An 18,048-nucleotide genomic window follows, 5' to 3' on the forward strand; every position below is an offset into this window, starting at 1 on the left:
TAAAATACGTCATCCCAATATGGGGTTCTGCCCTCTATTGTGTACCTGCCCGAAGGCAGGCGACAGAAGAAAATGCTTAATTTTGGCTGATTTACCCTTCTTTGCAATCACTGAAGGTTAATCAAACGGCGGCGGCGCCAGCACCTCACGGTTACCGTTGTGCCCCTGCTCGCTCACAATGCCCTGCGCTTCCATCTGCTCGATGATGCGCGCTGCGCGGTTGTAGCCGATGCGGAACTGACGCTGCACACCCGAGATAGAGGCTTTACGTTTTTCGGTGACGAAGTTAACCGCCTGGTCGAATAACGGATCCAGCTCCTCGCCGCCGTCCAGGCCACCACCGCCGCCTTCGCTTTCGCTGTCGGAGGTAATGCCATCAACATATTGCGGACGACCGCGCGCTTTCCAGTCCTGCACCACGGCGTGAACTTCCTGGTCGCGAACAAATGCGCCGTGAACACGCACCGGAGAGGTAGAGTTCGGGCCAGAGTAAAGCATGTCCCCCATACCCAGCAGCGACTCCGCGCCACCCTGGTCGAGAATAGTACGCGAGTCAATTTTGCTCGATACGGTAAACGCGATACGGGTTGGAATGTTCGCTTTGATCAGACCCGTAATGACGTCCACAGACGGACGCTGCGTCGCCAGAACCAGGTGGATGCCGGCCGCACGCGCTTTCTGCGCGAGACGTGCAATCAGCTCTTCCACTTTTTTACCGACGGTCATCATCAGGTCAGCGAACTCATCCACCAGCACGACGATGTAAGGCAGTTTTTCCAGCACCGGATGTTGTGCATCCATGCTGTCGCCCGGTTTCCAGTAAGGGTCCGGAATCGGACGGCCCATCCGTGCCGCCTCGGCGATTTTCTCGTTATAACCGGCAAGGTTACGCACGCCCAGCGCAGACATCAGCTTGTAGCGACGCTCCATCTCATTAACGCTCCAGCGCAGAGCATTGGCCGCGTCTTTCATGTCGGTAACCACTTCTGTCAGCAGATGCGGGATACCTTCATAGACCGACAGTTCCAGCATTTTCGGGTCGATCATGATGAAACGGACATCTTCCGGCTGCGCTTTATAGAGCATGCTGAGGATCATGGCGTTCACACCGACGGATTTACCGGAGCCGGTGGTACCTGCCACCAGCAGGTGAGGCATTTTTGCCAGATCGGCCACCACCGGCTCGCCCGCAATATCTTTACCCAGAACCACGCTCAGCGGTGACGGGTTATCGCGGAACTTCGCGTTATCCAGGACTTCGCGCAGGTAAACGGTCTGACGTTTCTTATTCGGCAGTTCAAGACCGACGTAAGGTTTACCCGGAATAACCTCTACAACACGCACCGCCACGGTCGACAGAGAACGCGCCAGGTCACGGGAAAGGTTAGAAATACGCGCGGCTTTTACGCCTGGTGCCAGATTAAGTTCGAAGCGAGTGATCACCGGCCCTGGGGAGTAGTTGACCACATCAGCCTTGATACGGAAGTCCGCCAGACGCGCTTCCACCAGACGAGCCATCTGCTCAAGAGCAAAGGTATCGACCGGCTCGACTTCAGCCGGCGGTGGGGTTAACAGATCCAGCGACGGCAGAGGCGTGCTTGGACGCTGCAACGGACGGCTGTCGCCATTACGCATCAGCAGCGGGTGAATGAGACTCTCCTGCGGCTGTGCCTGAGGCTGCTGGAACTGCGGCGGCTGTGGTGGCTGCTGCGGTTGCGCGTAAGCCTGCGGCGCCGGTTGCTGCTGCTGAGCATACGCCTGCGGCGCTGGTTGTTGCGGCTGTGCATACGCCTGCGGTGCCGGTTGTTGCGGCTGTGCATACGCCTGCGGTGCCGGTTGTTGCGGCTGTGCATACGCCTGCGGCGCTGTCGCAGTCTGCGGACGCGTCGGTTCAGCGTCCGGCATCACGCTCGGCGTGAACAGCGGCTCGCTCGGGCCATCATCAACCAGATCTTTCATTGGCGAGAATTCAAAATCCGACAGCGAGAACGGATTCGCTCCGGCAGGCTGCTCACCGGCATAACGCTGCTGCTGCGTGGCCGCGAACTGGCGCGCTAATTCCGCCTCAGCCGCGTCATCTTCGTCTTGTGGATGATGCACTTCATGCTGGTATTCTTCGCCATAGCGCTGATGCTGCTGGGCGGCGAACTGGCGCGCCAGTTCATCCTGATGCATTTCATCAACGTCATCTTCATACTCATTCTCGCGCGCTTTTTCCTCAGCCATACGCTGAGAAGGGAGCTTGATACCGTAGGAGGCCAGCTCACGCCGCGTTGGCACGCGGACACGGTTTGGGCGAGGTAACTGCGGGCCAATGCCCTCTTTCACCTGTGGACGTGGCGCACCGCCTGTGGCGAGGCTAAAGACCGGGGCAGCCGCGGCGGCTGCCGCTGTAGCCTGCTTCACGCTTTCAGCAACAGGTGCAACGGCAGGCGTTGGATCAACCGGAGGAACCGAAACAGAAGGTGCTTTGGTTACAGGCTCCTGCACCGGTTCAGGCACAGGCTGATACCAGGCCGCCAGCTGTTCACGCTCGCGGGCACGACGCTCTTCGACCTCTTCAAAATAGTATAATGGCGGACGAGACGGTTTCGCCTCTTCCACCACGTCAGGCTCTGGCTGAGGCGCTACGTATGGCTGTTCAGGTTCAACCGGCTCCGGCACGTACTCCTGATGAGGCTGTGCGGCAGGCTGCGCGTACTGCGGATATCCCTGAGGCTCATATGCCGGCTCCGGCTGATAAGGCTGCTGCCAGGCTTCCTGCTGGACAGGAATATAGCTCTCTGGCTCTGGCGCAATAACCGGCTCAGGCGTATGAACGCCAGGGGCGGTTTGCCATTCCACCTGAGGTTGCTGAATGGCGGATTCAGGTGGTGAAACCGGTGCTGAAGGCATCACCGCATCGGCTGGAGCGGCATACGCCTGTGAAGCCGTAGTAGCGGCGGCCGCTGCAGCGACCGGCTCGGTCACGGAGTGACCATTTAACAGCGGGTCATATTCATCAAACGCTCCCGGCGTGGCACGGTTGCCGGAGAAGAGCACATCGTTTGGATCGACAGCCGCACCGGCTGCACGATATTCAACCTGATCGTCTTCATCCATGCGTTTGCCGGAGAAGAGCGCCGCATCGGTTTTACGGCCTAGCGGGTTTGCAAATTTCTCGGCAACACGCTGACGACGCGCCAGCGCGCCTCGCATAATGCGGGCACGACGAGATTCGCGACGCTGAACGGGAGCATCGTCTTCCTCTTCGTACTCATCTTCATATTCATCTTCGTCAACCCACGTATCGTCGCGACGGGTACGGTTGCTGGCGAAGGTCAGGAGGGTAAGGATAAAGCTGCCAATCTTCTCGGCGATGCTCACCCACGACCAGCCGGTGAACAGCGTCAGTCCTGCCGCCCAGATACAGAGCAACGCAAGCGTGCCACCACTGCTGTGAAGCATGGGCTGTAGCGCAGAGCTCAACAGGCTGCCGATCACCCCGCCAGAGGCGAAATACCAGATATCATCGGCGTTGATAGCCGCCAGCCCACACGAGGTGAGGATCAGCGCCAGTGCGCCAATCAGGCGCAGCGACACCGCGAAATAGTCGATATAGTCATCGTTTTGACGATGGCGCCAGGCAAACCAGCATCTGCCAATGATAATGACGGGAAGGGTGTAGGCCATCACCCCGAAAATGAAGAAGAGCGTATCTGCAAGCCAGGCGCCGGGAACACCGCCTAAGTTATGGATAGGCTCATGCCAGGCGGTTTGTGACCAGCTGGGATCTGAGGGGTTGAAACTGAGTAGGGCTGCCATCAGCCAGACGGCAAAAAGGGCAATAACAATCAGCAAAGCCTCGAGGAGACGACGTCCGCTGCTTAGCTTCGATAATGTGACTTCTTTGTCTTCAGTGTATTCCTGGCTCAAGAAAGGCTCTCCAGGTATCAGGCATATCCTGCCTGTTTGCTAAAACGGACAACAGCGCCGGGTATCCCCGGCACTGTTGCTGTATGGATTAACAGGAGTGTAATCAAACTACACTGATTTTGCACCTGTTCCGTGTTAGCGCGTCTTAATAACCAGACGATTGCTCTGTTTGACTTCTTCCATCACCACATAGGTACGGGTGTCATTCACGCCCGGCAGACGCAGCAGGGTTTCACCCAGCAGCTTACGGTAGGCGGACATATCAGGCACACGGGTTTTCAACAGGTAGTCGAAATCACCGGATACCAGATGACACTCTTGAATTTCTTCAAGTTTTTGTACAGCGGCGTTAAATTGCTCAAACACATCCGGCGCACCACGATTCAGAGTAATCTCAACAAATACCAGAAGTGAGGCATCCAGATAATGCGGGTTCAACAGAGCCGTATAGCCCTGAATGAAACCCTGTCTTTCCAGTCGGCGCACACGCTCAAGGCACGGCGTCGGGGAAAGTCCCACACGTTTTGAAAGCTCGACGTTGGAAATACGCCCATCCTTTTGCAATTCATTAAGAATGTTACGATCGATACGGTCGAGATCTTTGCCAGGGCGCTTCTTGCTATCTACCATTATTATTGTCTCTCTGTATTCCTTCCCTACTCCTGCCTGGACCCTGTGCACATCACTGTTCAGAGCCTGTACCCGTTAGTCATCACATCGCCTGGTTATGTATTAGACGCGATGCGGATTCGGGTTCTGTTGGTAAGAAGACCGTTGCCCGAAGGCAGTCACCGATATCACGTATGGCGTCTGTCCACGCCATGCGTAGATTTCACTGACCCGGTAAAAATGGCATTTACGTGCATGCCTATGCGGCATGCGGTTAACGCGGTTTTTTTTTCTTCCTTGAATGTTTTCGCAAAAGCGCAGGGGATTGTCAAAGCAAAACATCGATTTTTAGTACAACATGCCGGATATTCATTACGGCAGGGTATTAATCCTCATTTTATTGCCGTACAAACGAGCGAATTTCGGTGCAAAGCGTGATGTTATAGCGCTTAATTCATCGTCGCTGGCTATTGCACATATCGATATCAAAATTGCTGCGCTCTTTTTTTACGGCAACAAATTCCCTACAATCCAGCCAAATGTCTGCCAACAACAATGGGGATCTCATGGGCACGGCCAAACACAGTAAGCTGCTAATTCTTGGTTCTGGACCTGCGGGATATACCGCGGCGGTCTATGCTGCACGCGCTAACCTGCAACCGGTTCTGATTACCGGCATGGAAAAAGGCGGTCAGCTGACCACCACCACGGAAGTGGAAAACTGGCCAGGCGACCCGAACGACCTGACCGGGCCGCTGCTGATGGAGCGTATGCATGAGCATGCGACGAAATTCGAAACCGAAATTCTGTTCGATCATATCAACAAGGTTGACCTGCAGAACCGTCCGTTCCGTCTGACGGGCGACAGTGGCGAGTACACCTGTGATGCACTGATCATCGCGACCGGCGCTTCTGCTCGTTACCTCGGTCTGCCGTCTGAAGAAGCATTCAAAGGCCGTGGCGTCTCCGCCTGCGCAACCTGCGATGGTTTCTTCTATCGCAACCAGAAAGTGGCGGTTATCGGTGGCGGCAACACTGCCGTGGAAGAAGCCCTTTATCTGGCGAACATCGCCTCTGAAGTGCACCTGATCCACCGTCGTGACACCTTCCGCGCAGAGAAGATCCTGATCAAACGTCTGATGGATAAAGTGGCGAGTGGCAATATCGTGCTGCACACCAACCGTACTCTGGAAGAAGTCACGGGCGATCAGATGGGCGTTGCCGGTCTGCGTATTCGTGATACCCAGAACACCGATAACGTCGAAACGCTGGAAGTGGCGGGTCTGTTTGTGGCGATCGGTCACAGCCCGAACACCGCGATTTTCGAGGGGCAACTGGAGCTGGAAAACGGCTACATCAAAGTGCAATCCGGTATTCACGGCAACGCGACCCAGACCAGCATTCCTGGCGTATTCGCTGCTGGCGATGTGATGGACCATATCTACCGTCAGGCGATCACCTCTGCTGGCACCGGCTGTATGGCCGCGCTGGACGCTGAACGCTACCTCGACGGGCTGGCGGAACAAGGTAAATAATCTTTACAAGTCAGTAACAAACGTAAATAAAGGCGGCGATAAGTCGCCTTTATTGTCTCTCCGTTGTAACATTGCGCTGCCCAACTTCTAATAACGTCACCTGCTAAGTACGCAATGGAAAAAACCCGTCAACAAGAATTAACACGCTGGCTGAAACAGCAAAGCGTTCTTTCCCGCCGCTGGCTAACCATCTCCCGTTTTCTGGGGTTTGTCAGTGGTCTGTTGATTGTTGCCCAGGCATGGCTGCTGGCCCGCATTCTTAATCACATGATCATGGAGAACATTCCGCGCGAAGCGCTCCTGTTGCCCTTTATCGTCCTGATCCTGATTTTTGTTCTTCGTGCCTGGGTGGTCTGGCTGCGTGAGCGCGTGGGTTTTCACGCCGGACAGCATATCCGCTATGAGATCCGCCGTCAGGTGCTTGACCGCCTTCAGGAGGCCGGTCCGGCGTGGATCCAGGGTAAACCCGCGGGAAGCTGGGCGACGCTGATCCTTGAGCAGATTGACGATATGCATGACTACTATGCGCGCTATCTGCCACAGATGGCGCTAGCCGTCTTCGTTCCGTTGCTGATTGTCATCGCCATCTTCCCGGTCAACTGGATGGCAGCGCTGATCCTGCTGGGCACAGCCCCGCTGATCCCGCTGTTTATGGCGCTGGTGGGCATGGGCGCCGCGGACGCTAACCGACGTAACTTTCTGGCTCTGGGTCGCTTAAGCGGCCATTTCCTTGACCGTCTGCGCGGCATGGAAACGTTGCGCATTTTTGGCCGCGGTGAAGCGGAAACTGAAAATATCCGCCTCGCATCGCAGGATTTCCGTCAGCGCACCATGGAAGTGTTACGTCTGGCGTTCCTCTCCTCCGGCGTACTCGAATTCTTTACCTCGCTGTCGATTGCGCTCGTGGCAGTCTACTTTGGCTTCTCGTATCTCGGCGCGCTGGATTTTGGCCACTACGGCACGGCGGTGACCCTTTCAGCCGGTTTCCTTGCGCTGATACTGGCCCCCGAATTTTTCCAGCCGCTTCGCGATCTGGGCACCTTCTATCATGCAAAAGCGCAGGCCGTGGGCGCGGCTGACAGCCTGAAGACGTTTATGGAAACGCCACTGGCGCATCCGGAACGCGGTGACGTGACGCTGAACGCCAAAGAGCCGGTTACCCTTGAAGCGCGTGATTTCTCCATTCTGTCGCCTGAAGGCAACGTGCTGGCAGGCCCGCTTAACTTTACCCTTCCGGCCGGAAAACGTGTGGTGCTCGTAGGCATCAGCGGTTCAGGGAAAAGCTCTCTGCTCAATGCGCTATCGGGTTTTATGGCCTACACCGGATCGCTGCGGATCAACCAAACTGAACTGCGCGATCTCGATCCGCTTGCCTGGCGTAAACAGCTTAGCTGGGTGGGACAAAACCCTCAGCTTCCTGCCGCCACGCTGCGAGACAATGTGCTACTGGCTCGCCCGGATGCGCGTGACGATGAACTGCAATCCGTGCTCGACCGCGCCTGGGTCAGCGAGTTTCTGCCGCAGCTTCCGCAGGGTGTCGATACCGTTGTCGGTGACCAGTCTGCCGGCCTGTCAGTCGGTCAGGCCCAGCGTGTGGCGGTTGCCCGCGCGCTGCTTAACCCATGCCAGCTCATGCTGCTCGACGAGCCAGCAGCGAGCCTTGACGCACACAGTGAGCAACGCGTCATGGATGCCCTGAATGCGGCCTCGCGGCAGCAGACCACCCTGATGGTCACCCATCAGCTGGAAGGTATTGCTGACTGGGATCAGATCTGGGTCATGGAAAATGGTCATATTGTTGAGCAAGGCGATTACGCCTCTCTCGTTGCCGCGCAGGGCCCGTTTGCCACCCTGCTGGCAAACCGTCAGGAGGATATCTGATGCGTGCTCTGCTTCCCTATCTTGCGCTCTATAAACGACATAAATGGATGCTGCTGCTGGGCATTGTGCTGGCGATTGTTACCCTGCTTGCCAGCATCGGTCTGCTTACGCTCTCCGGCTGGTTCTTGTCCGCTTCGGCCGTCGCGGGGTTCGCGGGTTTATACAGCTTTAACTATATGCTTCCTGCGGCAGGCGTTCGCGGCACCGCAATCACGCGTACTGCCGGACGTTATTTTGAGCGTCTGGTCAGCCACGACGCCACTTTCCGCGTGCTACAGCACCTGCGCATTTACACCTTCAGCAAACTGCTACCCCTCTCCCCTGCCGGGCTGGCACGTTTTCGTCAGGGTGAGTTACTCAACCGTGTCGTAGCCGATGTCGACACGCTGGATCACCTTTACCTGCGCGTCATCTCACCCATCGTGGGGGCGTTTGTGGTGATTGTGGTGGTCACGCTGGGGTTGTCGGTTCTGGACGTTCCCGTTGCGCTCACGCTGGGTGGCATCATGCTGCTGACGCTGATTATCCTGCCACCGCTGTTTTATCGTGCAGGTAAATCCACCGGCGAGAACCTGACGCGACTGCGCGGCGACTACCGACAGCAGCTGACATCCTGGCTGCAGGGACAGGCGGAACTGACCATTTTTGGTGCCAGCACGCGTTATCGCAGTCAAATGGAAAGCACTGAGCTGAACTGGCACGAAGCCCAGCGCCGCCAGTCGGAGCTGACGGCATTCTCCCAGGCGCTGATGATGTTAATCGGCGGCGTGGCGGTCATCGCCATGCTGTGGATGGCTTCAGGTGGCGTAGGCGGGAATACCCAGCCCGGCCCTCTGATTGCCCTCTTCGTTTTCTGCGCCCTGGCCGCATTTGAAGCGCTGGCCCCGGTGACGGGCGCCTTCCAGCATCTTGGACAGGTCATCGCTTCTGCCCTGCGCATCACCCAGATTGCCGAGCAGGAGCCGGAGGTTACATTCAGCGGCGCTCAGACCGCCGTGCCGGTGCAGGTTGCGCTGACCCTGGATAACGTCACCTTTGCCTATGAAAAACAGGCGCAGAACGCGCTGGAAGGGATCACGCTGTCTGTTAAAGCAGGCCAGCGGATTGCGCTCCTCGGTCGTACCGGTTGCGGTAAATCCACCCTTCTTCAGCTACTGACCCGTGCCTGGGATCCGCAGCACGGTCAGATTCAGTTTAACGATACGCCGCTGACCGACTTCAGCGAACAGACGCTGCGCAAGACCGTGAGCGTGGTTCCGCAGCGCGTGCACCTCTTCAGCGCGACGCTGCGTGATAACCTGCTGCTCGCGGCACCTCAGGCCTCCGACGATGATCTGCGCGCCATGCTGGAGCAGGTTGGGCTGCAAAAACTGCTTGAGAACGACGGGCTGAACGGCTGGCTCGGGGAAGGCGGTCGTCAGCTCTCCGGCGGCGAGTTGCGCCGTCTGGCGATTGCACGCGCGTTGTTGCACGATGCGCCACTGATGCTGCTTGATGAACCCACCGAAGGGCTGGATGCAACAACCGAGAGCCAAATCCTTGATTTACTGGCCCATGTTATGATCGGAAAAACCGTGCTGATGGTCACCCACCGCCTGCGCGGGCTGGCGAGTTTTGATCAGATAATTGTGATGGACAACGGACATATTATTGAGCAAGGTAGTCACACAGAACTGTTGGCGAAACAGGGTCGCTACTACCAGTTTAAACAGCGTCTGTAGACTATATTTGTACCGATCCTAACTCGCGTATTGGAGTTCTGCTGTCATGCGCCTGGTCCAGCTTTCTCGTCATAACATCGCGTTCCCTTCGCCGGAGGGAGCGCTGCGTGAACCTAATGGGCTGCTGGCCCTTGGCGGCGACCTTAGTCCTGCGCGGCTTTTGATGGCTTACCAGCGCGGCATTTTCCCGTGGTTTTCACCCGGCGACCCGATTTTATGGTGGTCTCCCGATCCCCGTGCCGTGCTGTGGCCGGCGCAGTTTCACCTGAGCCGCAGCATGAAGCGTTTCCATGCGAAATCACCCTACCGCGTCACCCTGAATCATGCCTTCGGTCAGGTCATTGAAGGCTGTGCCGAAGACCGTCATGAAGGAACCTGGATCACCCGCGATATCATTACCGCCTATCACCAGCTGCATGAGCTGGGTTTCGCGCACTCCATTGAAGTCTGGCAAGACGGTGAACTCGTCGGCGGGATGTATGGCGTTGCGCAGGGGACGCTGTTTTGCGGCGAATCGATGTTCTCCCGTGCCGTGAATGCCTCGAAAACCGCGCTGTTGATCTTCTGCCAGGAGTTTGCCCAGCGCGGCGGAAAACTGATGGATTGCCAGGTCCTCAATGAGCATACGGCCTCGCTCGGCGCGGTTGACATCCCCCGCCGTCACTACATAGAACATCTGGACGTTTGCCGTCAGGAGAAGCTGCCGCGAGACTTCTGGGTACCAAGAACGCTCTTTATGCCCAATGCCTAAATGTTTTCCGCATATTTTTTGTGAGGGTGTTATAATTATGCCGCAGAGTAGGTTCTGCCTGTTGCCTCGCCGCCGTTTGGGTCCTCCGCTTCAGATAACGTCCTGACGTTTATCCTGTTGTATCCCCTTTACGAATGCGCTTTCCGTTCGGTTGTACCGTGACGCTTGGGCAATGCGCCGAAACTATTTTGCTGCGTTTTAAACGCGCAATTCTTTACTTAATTGATGAATTTCGGCATTATCTTGCCGGTTCAAAACTTGGTAGTGATACCCCAGAGGATTAGATGGCCAAAGAAGACAATATTGAAATGCAGGGTACCGTACTTGATACGTTGCCTAACACCATGTTTCGCGTAGAGCTGGAAAACGGTCACGTGGTAACTGCGCACATCTCCGGTAAAATGCGCAAAAACTATATCCGCATTTTAACGGGCGACAAAGTGACTGTTGAACTGACCCCGTACGACCTGAGCAAAGGCCGCATTGTCTTCCGTAGTCGCTAATTGTTTTCGCCTGTAATGGCAGATGAATATATAAAGGTCGGGTTAACCCCGGCCTTTTTTATTTAACGGCTTAATGCCGGGCAGGAAGATGTATTGTCATGCGGGGCTGCGCCGGCGTGATTAAATCCCCGGCCATGGAATGCGCCACCTCATGCAGCAATCCCGTCAGGTACGGCAGCATATCCCGATCAAAATGGGACACCAGCAGCACGTGGTTTACTGCCCGGCAGTAGTCGCACTTTGTTTCGGTATCTTCCAGTAGCCACGCTTTTTGTCGCGGTGGTTCAGCGTCCTCCTCAAATTCCACTATCTGAAAATCACGCATTGATTCTGTGAGTCCGGTTTTGACTTCTTCCAGATACGCGCCTAAACAGCGGCACACGGGCTGCGTTTGCGGGTGGGCGTTGCAGTCCAGCAGAATTTCGGTGAGCAGCATGCAGCGCCCGGCCAGGGTCGGGAGATCGGGGTTGAGGGAGAGTTCGCTGTAGAGCTGGGAGAAAGAGTTTTCTGTATTCATTGGGTAATACCTTCACACACGTTGAGTTACCACCGCAGGAAACGCCAGATTCGCTGGCGGCGGACGAAAAGGAATTGGCGTACCAGTGTGTGTGCTACTGGCGCTTCAAAAGAAGCTTCCGATTCGCCCGCCAGATGCAGAATTATACCCTTTTCCTTAGGGCGAACGAAGCCTGCAGCAATGGTGCTGCTCACACACTTTCAGGACGCCAATCCTGACACCTGATTTTGCAGGTGCGCCGCCATTCTAGGACTGTGAATTTATACAGCAATGAGTGAGATGAAAATATGGAAAGCGCCTCGCAAAGTTTCGGTGCGGGCAGGCATAAAAAAACCGGGCAGTTGCCCGGTTTTTAAGACTAATGCTGGAAATTAGTGAGCCGCTTCCGGCTTGTGCTTCTGCGCACTCTGGAAATCATACGTCAGCTCATTCTTCTCCTGGTCCAGCGCGACCGTCACCTGACCGCCGTCTACCAGCAAGCCAAACAGCAGCTCGTTCGCCAGCGGTTTCTTCAGGTTGTCCTGAATCACACGCGCCATTGGACGGGCACCCATCGCACGGTCGTAGCCTTTCTCAGCCAGCCAGTTGCGGGCCTCCTGGCTCACTTCCAGCGACACGCCTTTCTGATCCAGCTGAACCTGCAGTTCGACGATGAACTTATCCACTACCTGATGGATAACCTCGGTAGAGAGGTGATCGAACCAGATGATGTTGTCCAGACGGTTACGGAACTCCGGCGTAAAGATCTTCTTGATCTCTTCCATCGCATCGGTGCTGTTATCCTGATGGATAAGGCCGATAGATTTGCGCTCCGTTTCACGTACACCGGCGTTGGTGGTCATTACCAGCACTACGTTGCGGAAGTCCGCCTTGCGCCCGTTGTTATCGGTCAGCGTCCCGTTGTCCATCACCTGCAGCAGGATGTTGAACACGTCCGGGTGCGCTTTCTCGATTTCATCGAGCAGCAGTACCGCGTGCGGATGCTTGATCACCGCGTCAGTTAACAGACCGCCCTGGTCAAAGCCCACATAGCCCGGAGGCGCACCAATCAAACGGCTGACGGTGTGACGCTCCATGTACTCGGACATATCAAAACGCAGCAGCTCAATGCCCAGCGCTTTGGAAAGCTGAACCGTTACCTCGGTTTTCCCCACACCGGTCGGACCGGCGAACAGGAAGGAACCGACAGGCTTATGTTCATGCCCCAGTCCAGCACGGGCCATCTTGATGGCTTCGGTTAACGCCTCAATGGCTTTATCCTGCCCAAAGACCAGCATTTTCAGGCGATTGCCAAGGGTGCGCAGCGTGTCGCGGTCGCTCTGAGAAACGCTCTTCTCAGGGATACGCGCGATACGGGCCACCACGGTCTCGATATCCGCCACGTTAACGGTTTTCTTACGCTTGCTGGCTGGCATTAGACGCGCACGCGCCCCTGCCTCATCAATCACGTCAATGGCCTTATCCGGCAGATGACGATCGTTGATGTATTTCACCGCCAGCTCCACCGCCGCACGCACCGCTTTGGCGGTATAACGCACATCGTGGTGCGCTTCGTACTTCGGTTTCAGACCGTTGATGATCTGCACGGTTTCTTCAACAGAGGGTTCAGTCACATCGATTTTCTGGAAGCGACGCGCCAGGGCGCGATCTTTCTCAAAGATGTTGCTGAACTCCTGATACGTTGTGGAGCCAATCACGCGGATCTTACCGCTGGAGAGCAGCGGTTTGATCAGGTTAGCGGCATCCACCTGGCCACCCGAGGCCGCACCGGCACCGATGATGGTGTGGATCTCATCGATAAACAGAATGCTGTTGGTGTCCTGCTCGAGCTGTTTCAAAAGCGCCTTAAAGCGTTTTTCAAAATCGCCGCGGTATTTAGTGCCCGCCAGCAGCGAGCCAATATCCAGCGAGTAGATGGTGCAATCGGCAATCACTTCCGGTACGTCGCCCTGCACAATACGCCAGGCGAGACCCTCGGCAATCGCGGTTTTACCGACGCCAGATTCACCCACCAGCAGCGGGTTGTTCTTGCGGCGACGGCACAATACCTGGATCGCGCGCTCCAGCTCTTTATCGCGACCAATCAGCGGATCGATACCGCCAACGCGAGCAAGCTGGTTGAGATTGGTGGTGAAGTTTTCCATACGATCCTCCCCGCCTGCTTGCTCTTCATTGTTATTGACCTGATTGCTGGAATCCGATGCCTGGTTCGGCTCGTCTTTACGCGTTCCGTGAGAGATAAAGTTAACCACGTCGAGTCGGCTGACTTCGTGTTTGCGCAGCAGGTAGGCAGCCTGTGACTCCTGCTCGCTGAAGATGGCGACCAGCACATTTGCGCCCGTCACTTCGCTACGTCCGGAAGACTGGACGTGGAATACCGCACGCTGCAACACGCGCTGGAAGCTGAGCGTCGGCTGCGTGTCGCGCTCTTCTTCACTGGCTGGCAGCACCGGTGTGGTTTGTTCGATGAAGGCTTCGAGTTCCTGACGTAGCGCCACCAGATCCACGGAGCAGGCTTCCAGCGCTTCGCGGGCAGATGGGTTGCTAAGCAGTGCGAGCAGTAAATGCTCGACGGTCATAAACTCATGTCGGTGCTCACGCGCTCTGGCGAAAGCCATATTTAAACTGAGTTCCAGTTCTTGATTGAGCATAGGCACCTCCCCCAAATTTTATGCCTTATCAGGCCTTTTCCAGCGTACACAGCAACGGATGCTCGTTCTCCCTCGCATAATCGTTCACCATCGCGACTTTGGTCTCCGCCACTTCGGCGGTAAAGATGCCGCAGATAGCTTTGCCACGATAATGAACGGTAAGCATCAGTTGCGTTGCACGTTCTACATCATAAGAAAAGAACTTTTGTAGCACGTCAATAACAAATTCCATCGGCGTGTAATCATCGTTCATTAACATAACTTTATACATAGATGGCGGTTTTAGCGCGTCACGCACTTTATCTTCCGCCAGCTGGTCAAAATCCAGCCAGTCGTTGGTCTTACCCATTTTGCATAACCACTTTGAATCTACCTCAGATGTTAGATAACAATCATCTATTACTGTCATCCGCGATGTCTGTCACAAACTGTTGCAATAGCGTTAACTGCTTCAAACTTTGGTTGATTATTGTCCCATCTCAAGCGCCAAACGCTTGACGACTTCTTTCGTTTCTCTAAATTGTACAAGCGTGAGATGGCGAGGTTTTGAACAGCCCCCACTCCACCACCGGTTCATTCCATCTTAACTTATAAGATTTACGAAGGATGTCGAAGCATGGAAATGGGTACTGTTAAGTGGTTCAACAACGCCAAAGGGTTTGGCTTCATCTGCCCCGAAGGCGGCGGCGAGGATATCTTCGCTCACTATTCCACCATTCAGATGGATGGTTACAGAACGCTCAAAGCCGGGCAGTCCGTCCGGTTCGATGTACACCAGGGACCAAAAGGCAATCATGCAAGCCTGATCGTACCCATTGAAGCAGAAACGGTCGCATAGCTCTCTGTTTTATTGTGTACATCCCGCCGTCAAAATGCCAGCCCGATCGGCTGGCATTTTTATTTTCAGCCTATTCGCGAGCCAACGCATCCACAGGATCCAGACGCGCCGCATTGCGGGCAGGCAGCCAGCCAAACAAAATGCCGGTAAAAGTCGAACACAAAAATGCGGTAAGAATGGCCACCGGCGAGAAACCAATCTCCCAGCCGGGTAAAAAAAGCTGCAGAGCAAACGCGATCATCATCGACAGCGCAATGCCCATCGCGCCGCCCACCAGACACACCAGCACCGCTTCAATCAAAAATTGCTGCAGCACATCGCTGGCTCTGGCACCGACTGCCATGCGGATGCCAATCTCCCGGGTACGTTCCGTGACCGATACCAGCATGATATTCATCACCCCGATACCGCCAACCACCAGCGAGATCACCGCCACCAGCGTCAGGAACAGCTGAAGAGTACGTGTGGTCTTTTCCGCCGTTTTCAAGAGACCGTCCATATTCCAGGTGAAGAAATCTTTCTTCCCGTGACGCAACGTCAGCAGCCGTTCCAGCTGTTGCTCGGCCTGCGCGCTGTCGTAGCCCTCCTTCACGCGAACGGTGATGGAGTTCAGCCAGGACTGCCCCATAATCCGCCCGGAGATGGTGGTATAGGGTAGCCAGACGCGCAGGATCTTGCTGCTGCCAAACATCGACTGTTTCTCTTCCGCCACGCCAATCACCGTCGCAGGCATGTTTCCGACCAGGATAACCTCGCCCACCACGTTGGTTTTATTGGGGAAGAGCTGCCGGCGCGAGTTGGCATCAAGCACCACCACCTGCGCCCGGCCCGCTAACTGCTCGGCATTGAAGGTGGCACCTTCGCTGAAGGTCATGCCATAGACGTTAAAGTAATCGCCGCTGACGCCGTTGGCGCTGGCAGCAACGTCAACATTGCCTACCCGCAGACGAAGGTTTTGTGAGACCGCCGGCGTGGCCGAATTCACCCACGGCTGCTTCTGGATAGCCGCCAGATCGTCGTACTTCAGCGCCTGCTGATACTGCGGCTCGTCATCGCCAAAATCTTTGCCGGGATAGACATCAATGGTGTTGGTCCCGATGGCCCGAATATCCGCCAGCACCAGCTGTTTGGCCGCGTCGCCCACGACCACAATCGATACCACCGAGGCGATACCAATGATGATGCCCAGCATGGTCAACAGGGTGCGCATTTTATTGGCGGCCATCGCCAGCCAGGCCATGGTCAGCGCCTCACGAAACCCGCTGGAAAATTGTCCCCAACCGGTTGACGCCGGCAGGACTTCTTTCGGCGCCGCCGCCCGGGCGTGACGCGCCGGCGGGTTGCTGACCAGCTCTCCGTCGCGGATCTCAATGATGCGCTCGGCCTGCGCAGCCACCTGCGGATCGTGGGTAACGATGATGACCGTATGCCCCTGATCGCGAAGCTGGTGAAGGATCGCCATCACCTCTTCACCCGAATGGCTGTCGAGCGCCCCGGTCGGTTCATCTGCGAGGATCACCTGACCGCCGTTCATCAGCGCGCGTGCGATACTGACACGCTGCTGCTGGCCGCCGGAGAGCTGCGAGGGCTGGTACTCCACCCGCTCCGCCAGCCCCAGACGCGTCAGCAGCATCTGGGCGCGCTCAAGGCGTTTTTTCCGCTCGACGCCGGCATAGACCGCCGGCACTTCGACGTTCTGCGCCGCCGTCAGGTGAGAGAGCAGATGGTAACGCTGGAAGATAAAACCGAAATGTTCCCGCCGCAGTTTTGCCAGCGCGTCACCGTCCAGCGTGGAAACATCCATTCCGGCCACCCGATAGGTGCCGCTGGTGGGTCTGTCCAGACAGCCGAGAATATTCATCAGCGTCGATTTACCGGAGCCGGACGCACCGACAATCGCCACCATCTCGCCCGCTTCGACGCGCAGGGTGATCCCCTTCAGCACCTCAACCGGGCCATCACCCGACGGATAGCTGCGACGAATGTCATTCAGCTCAAGCAACGCCGTCATTTAGCGGCTCCGGGCAGGCTTTCGCTGGTGACAACCTCCTCACCCTCTTCCAGCCCTTTGACCACCACCACGTCAGTGTCATTACGCGCACCAATGACCACTTCTCGCTCACGCGTTTCGCCGTTGCGCAGCACTTTCACTTTATAGCGACTCTCGCCGGTGGATTCACCCAGCGCAGAGAGAGGAATGGTGAGCACATTTTTCACGCCGGTAAGCTGAATGTGCACCTGTGCGGTCATGTCCAGACGCAACACGCCCTGCGGGTTAGGTACCTCGAAGCGCGCATAGTAGAAGATGGCATCGTTCACTTTTTCCGGCGTCGGCAGAATGTCTTTTAGCGCGCCTTCATAGCGCGTCTGAGGATCGCCGAGGACGGTGAACCAGGCTTTCTGCCCCGGCTTCAGATGAATAACATCCGCCTCTGAGACCTGGGCTTTCACCAGCATGGTGCTCATGTCCGCCAGGGTCAGAATGTTGGGCGCCTGCTGCGCCGCAATCACCGTTTGCCCCTGCAGCGTGGTAATTTGAGTCACTTCCCCGGCCATGGGCGCCACAATCTGCGTATAGTCGAGGTTGGTTTTGGCCGTATCCAGCGAGGCCTGGTTGCGCTTGATCTGCGCATCGATAGTCCCGATCTGCGCCTGCTTAACCGCCAGCTCGGTGGCAGCCGTGTCTAAATCTTGTTTCGAGATGGCCTGCGTTTTGGCCAGCGCCTGCTGACGCGTTAACGTCACCTGGGCCAGGTTACGCTCAGCCTGCGCCTGTGCACGCTGGGCACGCAGTTCCATGAGCGTGGCTTCCACCTCACGGATCTGGTTTTGCGCCTGCTCAGGATCGATAACGCCCAGCAGCTGGCCTTTTTTCACCTTGTCGCCAATCTCAACCGACAGCGTTTTCAACTGACCGCTTACCTGTGCACCCACGTCAACCTTGCGCAGGGCATCCAGTTTTCCCGTCGCCAGCACGTTTTGCTGCAGCTCGCCCGGACGGACAATCAGTGTTTGATACTGTGGTACAGGGGCATTCAGGATCTGCCATAGCCAGAACCCACTCCCGATAACAATTACCGCCAGCAGCAGAAACCACGTTCTGCGTTTTCCCTTGAGGTTCATAAAT

13 protein-coding genes are annotated in these 18,048 nt (G+C 56.2%); 6 read left to right on the forward strand and 7 right to left on the reverse strand.

Annotated elements, in window-relative coordinates:
• Nucleotides 1-117: 117 nt before the first annotated feature.
• The gene (gene ftsK, locus HV157_RS05810) at nt 118-3,915 is read right to left on the reverse strand and encodes a DNA translocase FtsK (RefSeq protein WP_182268398.1); all 3,798 of its coding nucleotides are present in this window, start codon (nt 3,913-3,915) and stop codon (nt 118-120) included.
• Nucleotides 3,916-4,050: 135 nt separating this feature from the next.
• On the reverse strand, nt 4,051-4,545 hold the full coding sequence (lrp, locus tag HV157_RS05815; protein WP_000228469.1) for a leucine-responsive transcriptional regulator Lrp: 495 nt from the start codon (nt 4,543-4,545) through the stop codon (nt 4,051-4,053).
• 545 nt (nt 4,546-5,090) lie between these two features.
• Here lrp and trxB point away from each other — a divergent pair.
• The 5 genes from trxB to infA all read left to right on the forward strand — a co-directional run bounded on the left by trxB (nt 5,091) and on the right by infA (nt 10,915).
• Complete coding sequence (gene trxB / locus HV157_RS05820) at nt 5,091-6,059, forward strand: thioredoxin-disulfide reductase (protein ID WP_025204565.1); 969 nt, start codon at nt 5,091-5,093, stop codon at nt 6,057-6,059.
• Nucleotides 6,060-6,173: 114 nt separating this feature from the next.
• Nucleotides 6,174-7,940, forward strand: a complete 1,767-nt coding sequence (gene cydD / locus HV157_RS05825) for a cysteine/glutathione ABC transporter permease/ATP-binding protein CydD (RefSeq protein WP_020884832.1) — start codon at nt 6,174-6,176, stop codon at nt 7,938-7,940.
• Nucleotides 7,940-9,661 (forward strand): cysteine/glutathione ABC transporter ATP-binding protein/permease CydC, encoded by a 1,722-nt coding sequence (cydC, locus tag HV157_RS05830; RefSeq protein ID WP_182268397.1) that lies wholly within the window; start codon nt 7,940-7,942, stop codon nt 9,659-9,661. Before cydD ends, cydC begins: the two co-directional genes overlap by 1 nt.
• A 46-nt stretch (nt 9,662-9,707) precedes the next feature.
• Nucleotides 9,708-10,412: a leucyl/phenylalanyl-tRNA--protein transferase gene (gene aat / locus HV157_RS05835; protein WP_020884834.1), complete on the forward strand. Its 705-nt coding sequence runs from the start codon at nt 9,708-9,710 to the stop codon at nt 10,410-10,412.
• A gap of 284 nt (nt 10,413-10,696) precedes the next feature.
• Nucleotides 10,697-10,915, forward strand: a complete 219-nt coding sequence (gene infA, locus HV157_RS05840; protein ID WP_002211347.1) for a translation initiation factor IF-1 — start codon at nt 10,697-10,699, stop codon at nt 10,913-10,915.
• Nucleotides 10,916-10,985: 70 nt separating this feature from the next.
• Here infA and HV157_RS05845 read toward each other — a convergent pair whose 3' ends face one another.
• The 3 genes from HV157_RS05845 to clpS form a co-directional block, all read right to left on the reverse strand.
• Nucleotides 10,986-11,432 (reverse strand): hypothetical protein, encoded by a 447-nt coding sequence (locus HV157_RS05845; RefSeq protein WP_040017044.1) that lies wholly within the window; start codon nt 11,430-11,432, stop codon nt 10,986-10,988.
• A 371-nt stretch (nt 11,433-11,803) separates the two neighbouring features.
• Entirely contained in the window at nt 11,804-14,083 is a 2,280-nt protein-coding gene (clpA, locus tag HV157_RS05850) for an ATP-dependent Clp protease ATP-binding subunit ClpA (RefSeq protein ID WP_020884836.1), read from the reverse strand.
• Nucleotides 14,084-14,111: 28 nt separating this feature from the next.
• Nucleotides 14,112-14,432 carry an ATP-dependent Clp protease adapter ClpS gene (clpS, locus tag HV157_RS05855; protein WP_006174393.1) on the reverse strand — a complete coding sequence of 107 codons (321 nt, stop codon included), beginning with the start codon at nt 14,430-14,432 and terminating at the stop codon, nt 14,112-14,114.
• Between the two features lie 267 nt (nt 14,433-14,699).
• On the opposite strand from clpS, the gene cspD reads away from it, so the two are divergent.
• The gene (gene cspD / locus HV157_RS05860) at nt 14,700-14,921 is read left to right on the forward strand and encodes a cold shock-like protein CspD (RefSeq protein WP_008499993.1); all 222 of its coding nucleotides are present in this window, start codon (nt 14,700-14,702) and stop codon (nt 14,919-14,921) included.
• Nucleotides 14,922-14,991: 70 nt separating this feature from the next.
• Here the strand turns inward: cspD and macB are convergent, their stop codons facing one another.
• Both macB and macA read right to left on the reverse strand, forming a co-directional pair.
• The gene (gene macB, locus HV157_RS05865) at nt 14,992-16,932 is read right to left on the reverse strand and encodes a macrolide ABC transporter ATP-binding protein/permease MacB (RefSeq protein ID WP_020884837.1); all 1,941 of its coding nucleotides are present in this window, start codon (nt 16,930-16,932) and stop codon (nt 14,992-14,994) included.
• Nucleotides 16,929-18,044 carry a macrolide transporter subunit MacA gene (gene macA / locus HV157_RS05870; RefSeq protein ID WP_063925205.1) on the reverse strand — a complete coding sequence of 372 codons (1,116 nt, stop codon included), beginning with the start codon at nt 18,042-18,044 and terminating at the stop codon, nt 16,929-16,931. The genes macB and macA overlap by 4 nt, the downstream gene beginning before the upstream one ends.
• Between the last annotated feature and the right edge of the window lie 4 nt (nt 18,045-18,048).

The organism is Enterobacter sp. RHBSTW-00318 (assembly GCF_014101375.1).
Lineage (GTDB): Bacteria > Pseudomonadota > Gammaproteobacteria > Enterobacterales > Enterobacteriaceae > Enterobacter > Enterobacter ludwigii.

Excerpts from the sequence above, each read along its gene's own strand:
- lrp (WP_000228469.1), bottom strand. The coding sequence starts at position 4,545 with ATGGTAGATAGCAAGAAGCGCCCTGGCAAAGATCTCGACCGTATCGAT.
- trxB (WP_025204565.1), top strand. The coding sequence starts at position 5,091 with ATGGGCACGGCCAAACACAGTAAGCTGCTAATTCTTGGTTCTGGACCT.
- cydD (WP_020884832.1), top strand. The coding sequence starts at position 6,174 with ATGGAAAAAACCCGTCAACAAGAATTAACACGCTGGCTGAAACAGCAA.
- cydC (WP_182268397.1), top strand. The coding sequence starts at position 7,940 with ATGCGTGCTCTGCTTCCCTATCTTGCGCTCTATAAACGACATAAATGG.
- aat (WP_020884834.1), top strand. The coding sequence starts at position 9,708 with ATGCGCCTGGTCCAGCTTTCTCGTCATAACATCGCGTTCCCTTCGCCG.
- infA (WP_002211347.1), top strand. The coding sequence starts at position 10,697 with ATGGCCAAAGAAGACAATATTGAAATGCAGGGTACCGTACTTGATACG.
- HV157_RS05845 (WP_040017044.1), bottom strand. The coding sequence starts at position 11,432 with ATGAATACAGAAAACTCTTTCTCCCAGCTCTACAGCGAACTCTCCCTC.
- clpA (WP_020884836.1), bottom strand. The coding sequence starts at position 14,083 with ATGCTCAATCAAGAACTGGAACTCAGTTTAAATATGGCTTTCGCCAGA.
- clpS (WP_006174393.1), bottom strand. The coding sequence starts at position 14,432 with ATGGGTAAGACCAACGACTGGCTGGATTTTGACCAGCTGGCGGAAGAT.
- cspD (WP_008499993.1), top strand. The coding sequence starts at position 14,700 with ATGGAAATGGGTACTGTTAAGTGGTTCAACAACGCCAAAGGGTTTGGC.
- macB (WP_020884837.1), bottom strand. The coding sequence starts at position 16,932 with ATGACGGCGTTGCTTGAGCTGAATGACATTCGTCGCAGCTATCCGTCG.
- macA (WP_063925205.1), bottom strand. The coding sequence starts at position 18,044 with ATGAACCTCAAGGGAAAACGCAGAACGTGGTTTCTGCTGCTGGCGGTA.